Raw genomic sequence first — 6,514 nt, forward strand, 5'->3', positions numbered from 1 at the left:
CATGGAGATTGTGGCACCCCCAAAGGCGTCCAAACATTTTGAGACGCCCCACGAGTCTCTCGCGGACCTCGACCCCGACGTCGCCGCGACGCTCATCGCTGCGGCAGCGGATGTCGCGCTCGTCATCGATCCCGATGGCGTGATTCGCGACATCTCGTTCGGCAACGAGGACCTCCTGAACGAGGGCGGCGACGCCTGGCTCGGCCGTAAATGGTCCGAGACGGTGACGGTCGAGAGCCGTTCCAAGATCGAGGATCTGCTGAAGACAGCCTCGGCGGCAGCGCCCACACGCTGGCGGCAGGTGAACCATCCGTCGCCGCGCGGACCGGACCTGCCAGTCAGCTATTGCACCGTACGCGTGGGAACCGAGGGTCGAATCGTTGCCATCGGCAGGGATCTCCGCTCCCTTGCGATGCTGCAGAAGCGGCTTGCCGATGCGCAGCAGGCGATGGAGCGGGAATATGCCCGCATCCGTGGTGCCGAGACGCGCTACCGCATACTCTTCCAGCTCGCCGGCGAGGCGATCCTGATCGTCGACGCGACCACGAATCGCGTTACCGAGCTGAACCCTGCTGCGTCCCGCCTTTTGGGGCGTGATGCAAAGCGCCTCGTGGGCCGCGGCTTTGCCGACCTGTTCGAGGAAGACAACGTCTCCGCCATCCAGTCGTTGATGGCCGCCGTGCGCGTGGCCGGAAGGGTGGACGACGTCCATGCAAGGTTGTCCGAAGGCAGGCAGCCGGTGCTGGTTTCCGCATCGCTCTTCCGCCAGGAGAAATTCGCCTATTTCCTCGTCCGCGTGTCGCCGCTCGGCGCCGGTGCGGGCGAAAGCGTGCCGCGTGGGCGGGCAAGCCTGCTCTCCGTCGTCGAGAGCCTGCCGGAAGGCCTGGCAGTCACCGATCCCGGCGGGCGCATCCTGACCGCGAACGGAGCTTTCCTCGACCTTGTCCAGATGGCGACCGAGGAACAGGTGCGCGGCGAGCCCATCTCGCGCTGGATCGGAAGGCCGGCGGTCGACTTCGACGTGCTGCTCTCCAATTTGCGCGAGCATGGGTCGGTTCGCCACTTCGCGACGATCGTGCGCGGTGAGTACGGCTCGGTCGAAGAGGTCGAGATCGCCGCGGTCTCGGTTCCCACGGGCGAGCAGCCCTGCATGGGCTTCACGGTCCGCGCCGTGGGCTGGCGCCGGACGCCTGCCGCCGGAGCCCAGACGTCGGCGCTGCCGCGCTCGCCGGAGCAGTTCACCGAGCTCGTCGGCCGCGTCGCCCTGAAGGACCTCGTGCGCGAGACCACCGACATGATCGAGCGCCTGTGCATCGAGGCGGCGCTTGAGATGACACGGGACAACCGTGCTTCCGCCGCGGAGATCCTGGGGCTCAGCCGCCAGGCCCTTTACGCCAAGCTGAGGCGATACGGGCTCGGGGATCTCGACGGGCCCGAATAGCCCAGCACCCGGCCTGCGCCACTTAAGCGCGGGCGCTTCCCGCGCCTCATCCTCGCGGTGCCTGCACCTGCTTTGCCCGCCTGCTCCGTTCGTGAGTCCGCCGGGATCGGAGCCCGATGCCGTGGATCCGCGCGCTGGCTTCTTCGGCCTCTTTCAGTCGCCAAAGTCCCCGAAAATGAGTGTAACGCCAACTTGACACTCCTATCTGTCCTGTTAGCGTTGCACCATGTCCAGACCGGCTCCCTCGGCTCTCCTGGAGCTTCTCAAGCCCATCACGTGGTTCGCTCCCATGTGGGCTTTCGCATGCGGCGTCGTCTCGTCGGGACAGTCGCTGCAAGGCAACTGGCTGGTCGTGATCGCTGGCGTGGTGCTGGCCGGTCCCCTCGTCTGCGCCACGAGCCAAGCCGTCAACGACTGGTACGACCGTCATGTCGACGCCATCAACGAGCCGCAGCGGCCCATTCCGTCGGGCCGTGTGCCCGGGCGGTGGGGCTTCTACCTTGCGACGCTCTGGACGATGCTCTCGCTCGCGGTCGCGGCAGCGCTCGGCGCCTGGATCCTGGGGGCGGTGATCGTCGGCCTCGTTCTCGCCTGGGCCTACAGCGCACCTCCGCTTCGGCTCAAGCAGAACGGCTGGTGGGGAAACTCGGCCGTTGCACTCTGTTATGAGGGCCTTCCCTGGCTCACGGGCGCCGCCGTGATGGCCTCGGCCCTGCCGGACTGGCGCATCATCGTTCTCGCGCTTCTCTACAGCGTTGGCGCCCACGGCATCATGACGCTCAACGATTTCAAGTCGGTAGAGGGCGATTCGCGCATGGGCGTCGCGTCTCTCCCGGTGCAACTCGGCGTGGGGACCGCGGCCCGGCTTGCTTGCGCTGTCATGGCCGTTCCGCAGGTCGTGGTGATCGGCCTGCTGGTGCACTGGGGCAGCCCGTGGCACGCCGCCGGCGTCGGCCTACTCCTCGCCGGACAGTTGGTGCTGATGGTGCCACTGCTGAAGGCGCCGCGCGAGAAGGCGGCCTGGTACAACGCCACCGGCACGACACTTTACGTCCTCGGAATGCTCGTCGCTGCGTTCGCGCTGCGTCCTGCCATGCAGGCGCTCTCATGAGCGCCCCGGCGGTCCATCAAGAAGCGGCACACCTCGGCTGGGGAAGCATCGTCCGGCTCGGTCTGGTGCAGACATCGCTGGGCGCCATCGTCGTCCTCATGCTCTCCACCATCAACCGCGTCATGGTGCTGGAACTCGCGCTCCCGGCGGTTGTGCCGGGCGCCCTGGTGACGCTGCACTATGCCGTTCAGGCGCTGCGGCCGCGCTGGGGCTACGGGTCGGACGTCGGCGGTCGCCGCACGCCGTGGATCATCGGCGGCATGGCGCTGCTGGCCATCGGCGGTGTCGGGGCCTCCGTCGCGGTCGGGCTCGCCATGGAGCATCTCTGGGCCGGTCTGGCCCTTGCGGTCGTCGCCTTCCTCGTCATCGGTATCGGCGTGGGAGCAGCCGGGACGTCGCTGCTGGCCCTGCTGGCGACACGCACGCAGGAGCGCCGGCGGGGCGCCGCGGCCACGATCGTCTGGGTGATGATGATCGCGGGCTTCGCCGTGACCGCGCCGCTGGCCGGCCGCTATCTCGATCCGTTCTCCGCCGGCCGCCTCGTTGCCGTCACCGCCACCGTCGCCGTCATCGCTTTCCTGGTCTCGGTGCTCGCGGTGTGGGGTGTCGAGAGCAGAGTCGCGGAGCCTCGGCCTGCACAGCAGGCGACCGCCAAGCCGCCCTTCCGTGAAGCCCTGCGCGAAGTGTGGGCAGAGCCCGAGGCGCGCCGCTTCACGATCTTCATCTTCGTCTCCATGCTGGCCTACAGCGCGCAGGATCTGATCCTCGAGCCGTTCGCAGGCCTGGTGTTCGGCATGACACCGGGGCAGACGACCTCGCTCTCAGGCCTCCAGCACGGCGGGGTGCTCGCCGGCATGATCCTCGTGGCGCTGGTCACGACGCTCGCGCGCGATCCGCTGCTGGCCAACCTGCGCGCCTGGATGATTGGCGGCTGCATCGGCTCCGGCCTCGCGCTGGCCGCCATCGGCGGTGCGGCTGCCGTTGGTCCCGGCTACCCGATCGGGGCCGCCATCTTCGCGCTCGGCTTCTGCAACGGCACCTTCGCGGTTGCGGCCATCGGCCAGATGATGGCACTCGCCGGCGCGGGCGCCGGGCGGCGCGAGGGAACCCGCATGGGTTTGTGGGGTGCCGCGCAGGGCATTGCTTTCGGTGCCGGCGGATTCGGCGGCACCGTGGCAGTGGACGTGGCTCGCCATGTCTTCGCCGATGCGCCCACCGCCTACGCCTCGGTGTTCGTCGGCGAGGCGGTTCTTTTCGTATGCGGGGCGGTTCTCGCCGCCCGCCTGTCGGGTGGCGCGGTCTCCCGCAGGGCTCCGGCCCGTCTGGGCCAGGCCGCCACCGCGGGTTCACAGGGGATGTAGGCCATGATGAAGCCGCCGGAGCCACGACCCGCCCTCTTCGACGCCGTGGTGGTCGGCGGAGGCCCTGCCGGCGCGACGGCGGCCGACGACCTCGCCCGCAAGGGCCACGAGGTGCTGCTGCTGGACAGGGCAGGGCGCATCAAGCCGTGCGGAGGTGCCATCCCGCCTCGCCTCATCCGCGACTTCGACATTCCCGACGACCTCCTGTGCGCCCGCATCACGGCGGCGCGCATGGTGTCGCCCAAGGACAAGCGGGTCGACATGCCCATCAGCACCGGCGGCTATGTCGGCATGGTGGATCGCGAGGTTTTCGACGAATGGCTTCGGAAGCGTGCGGCCGGGAGCGGCGCCAGCCGCGTCGACGCCACGTTCGAGACGGTCTCGCGAGACGCGGACGGCACGCTGCTCGTGCACTACCGCCCGGCCGGCGGCGCCGAGACGCTCTGCGTCCGCACCCGCCTGCTGATCGGCGCGGACGGGGCCAACTCCGCCGTGGCACGCGAGGCGCTGCCCGAGGCCGGGAAGGCGCCGTTCGTCTTCGCCTATCACGAGATCATCCGGACCCCGGAAGCGAGCCGCGACGCCGTCGACCCCACGCGGTGCGACATCTACTACCGCGGCGCGCTGTCGCCGGACTTCTACGCCTGGATCTTTCCGCACGGGAAGACGATGAGCGTCGGCACAGGCACGGCCAAGAAGGGCTTTGGCCTCAAGGATGCCATCAGGGACCTGCGGGCCGAAACGGGCCTCGCGGCCGCCGAGACCCTGCGGCGTGAAGGCGCACCCATACCCCTCAAACCGCTGAAGCGTTGGGACAACGGACGCGACGTGCTGCTGGTCGGCGATGCCGCAGGCATCGTCGCGCCGGCCTCGGGCGAAGGGATCTACTACGCAATGCTGAGCGGCAGGCTGGCTGCGGAGGAGGGGGCTGCGGCACTGACGGCCGGGGACGGCCGCAGGCTGGCGGACGTCCGCCGCCGCTTCATGCGAGACCACGGCCGCATCTTCTGGATCCTGCGCATGATGCAGGCGGTTTGGTACCGCAACGACATGCTGCGTGAGCGCTTTGTCAGCATGTGCCGGGACAAGGACGTTCAGGCGCTGACCTGGGATTCCTACATGAACAAGCGCCTCGTCCGTTCGAAGCCGGTCGCGCACGTGAAGATCTTCTTCAAGGATCTCGCCCACCTCTTCCGGCTCGTTTCGCCCTAGGGCCCGGCATGCAGAGCGCAATGGCCACCCTCTTCGACAGCGGCCGTATCGTCGATCTCGTCCTCGCCATCGTGGCGGCCGAGACTATTGTGCTCATCGTGCTCAATCGCATTACCGGCCGCGGGCCGGCGCCGTCCGCCGTCGTGGTCACCGCTCTCTCAGGCGTGTTCCTGATGCTGGCGCTGCGCGCAGCGCTGACCGGTCGGGACTGGACAGCGGTCAGCCTGCCGCTGCTCGGCGCCTTCGCCGCCCATATCGCCGACCTGTGGATGCGCTGGCCGGCGTCCCTGCGTTCGCATCTTTCCTATTCTCCCCGCAAGGAGGCCCCCGATGTCTGAGAGCAACACCCCCCTGCTCGACACAGTCCTGACGCCGGGAGACCTGCGCACGCTGGAGGAGAACGAGCTCCGCCAACTCGCCGACGAGCTTCGCGCAGAGACGATCGACGCGGTCTCGGTGACCGGCGGGCATCTCGGTGCCGGGCTCGGCGTCGTCGAGCTCACCGTGGCGCTGCACTATGTTTTTGACACGCCGCGCGACCGCCTGATCTGGGACGTCGGCCACCAGGCTTACCCGCACAAGATCCTGACCGGCCGCCGCGACCGCATCCGCACCCTGCGCAAGGGCGGCGGCCTCTCCGGCTTCACGCGCCGGAGCGAGAGCGAGTACGACCCGTTCGGGGCGGCGCACTCCTCGACCTCGATCTCCGCCGGCCTCGGCATGGCAGTGGCCCGCGACCTGCAGGCCGGGACGAACAACGTCATTGCCGTCATCGGCGACGGCTCGATGTCGGCTGGCATGGCCTATGAGGCGATGAACAATGCCGGCGCCATGGACAGCCGGCTGATCGTCATTCTCAACGACAATGATATGTCGATCGCCCCGCCGGTGGGGGCTCTCAGCGCACATCTGTCGCGCGTGCTCTCCACCCACGCCTATCGCGGGCTGCGCGAGACGGGAAAGCGGATCGTCCGCCACCTGCCCAAGCCGATCTACGAGACGGCGCGGCGCGCCGAGGAGCTGACGCGCGGGTTCGTCACCGGCGGCACCCTGTTCGAGGAACTGGGCTTCTACTATGTCGGCCCGATCGATGGGCACAATCTCGAGCACCTTCTGCCGGTGCTGCGCAACGTGCGCGACTCCGAGCTGGGGCCGACGCTGATCCACGTCGTCACGCAGAAGGGCAAGGGCTACGCACCGGCCGAGGCCTCGGCCGACAAGTACCACGGCGTCTCCTCCTTCGACGTGGTCACCGGTGCACAGGCCAAGCCCAAGGCCAATGCGCCGGCCTACACCCGCGTCTTCGCCCAGGAGCTCATCCGGGCCGCCCGCAAGGACGAGCGCGTCGTCGCCGTCACCGCCGCCATGCCGTCGGGCACCGGCCTCGAC

Annotated in this window: 6 protein-coding genes; all 6 read left to right on the forward strand. The window is 68.7% G+C overall.

The annotated features are described in order from the left end of the window. Window position 1: 1 nt before the first annotated feature. Window positions 2–1,441: a transcriptional regulator PpsR gene (gene ppsR / locus AC5JCN_RS05750; RefSeq protein ID WP_495754071.1), complete on the forward strand. Its 1,440-nt coding sequence runs from the start codon at window positions 2–4 to the stop codon at window positions 1,439–1,441. 226 nt (window positions 1,442–1,667) lie between these two features. Next, window positions 1,668–2,552 (forward strand): chlorophyll synthase ChlG, encoded by an 885-nt coding sequence (gene chlG / locus AC5JCN_RS05755; RefSeq protein ID WP_495754072.1) that lies wholly within the window; start codon window positions 1,668–1,670, stop codon window positions 2,550–2,552. Beyond that, the gene (locus AC5JCN_RS05760; protein ID WP_495754073.1) at window positions 2,549–3,913 is read left to right on the forward strand and encodes a BCD family MFS transporter; all 1,365 of its coding nucleotides are present in this window, start codon (window positions 2,549–2,551) and stop codon (window positions 3,911–3,913) included. Before chlG ends, AC5JCN_RS05760 begins: the two co-directional genes overlap by 4 nt. Window positions 3,914–3,916: 3 nt before the next feature. Then, entirely contained in the window at window positions 3,917–5,125 is a 1,209-nt protein-coding gene (locus tag AC5JCN_RS05765) for a geranylgeranyl diphosphate reductase (RefSeq protein WP_495754074.1), read from the forward strand. 20 nt (window positions 5,126–5,145) lie between these two features. Then, window positions 5,146–5,463, forward strand: a complete 318-nt coding sequence (locus AC5JCN_RS05770; protein ID WP_495754075.1) for a hypothetical protein — start codon at window positions 5,146–5,148, stop codon at window positions 5,461–5,463. Continuing rightward, on the forward strand, window positions 5,456–6,514 hold a 1,059-nt coding region (locus tag AC5JCN_RS05775; RefSeq protein ID WP_495754076.1), incomplete at its 3' end, for a 1-deoxy-D-xylulose-5-phosphate synthase N-terminal domain-containing protein. The genes AC5JCN_RS05770 and AC5JCN_RS05775, both read left to right, overlap by 8 nt.

Source organism: Alsobacter sp., from assembly GCF_059501845.1.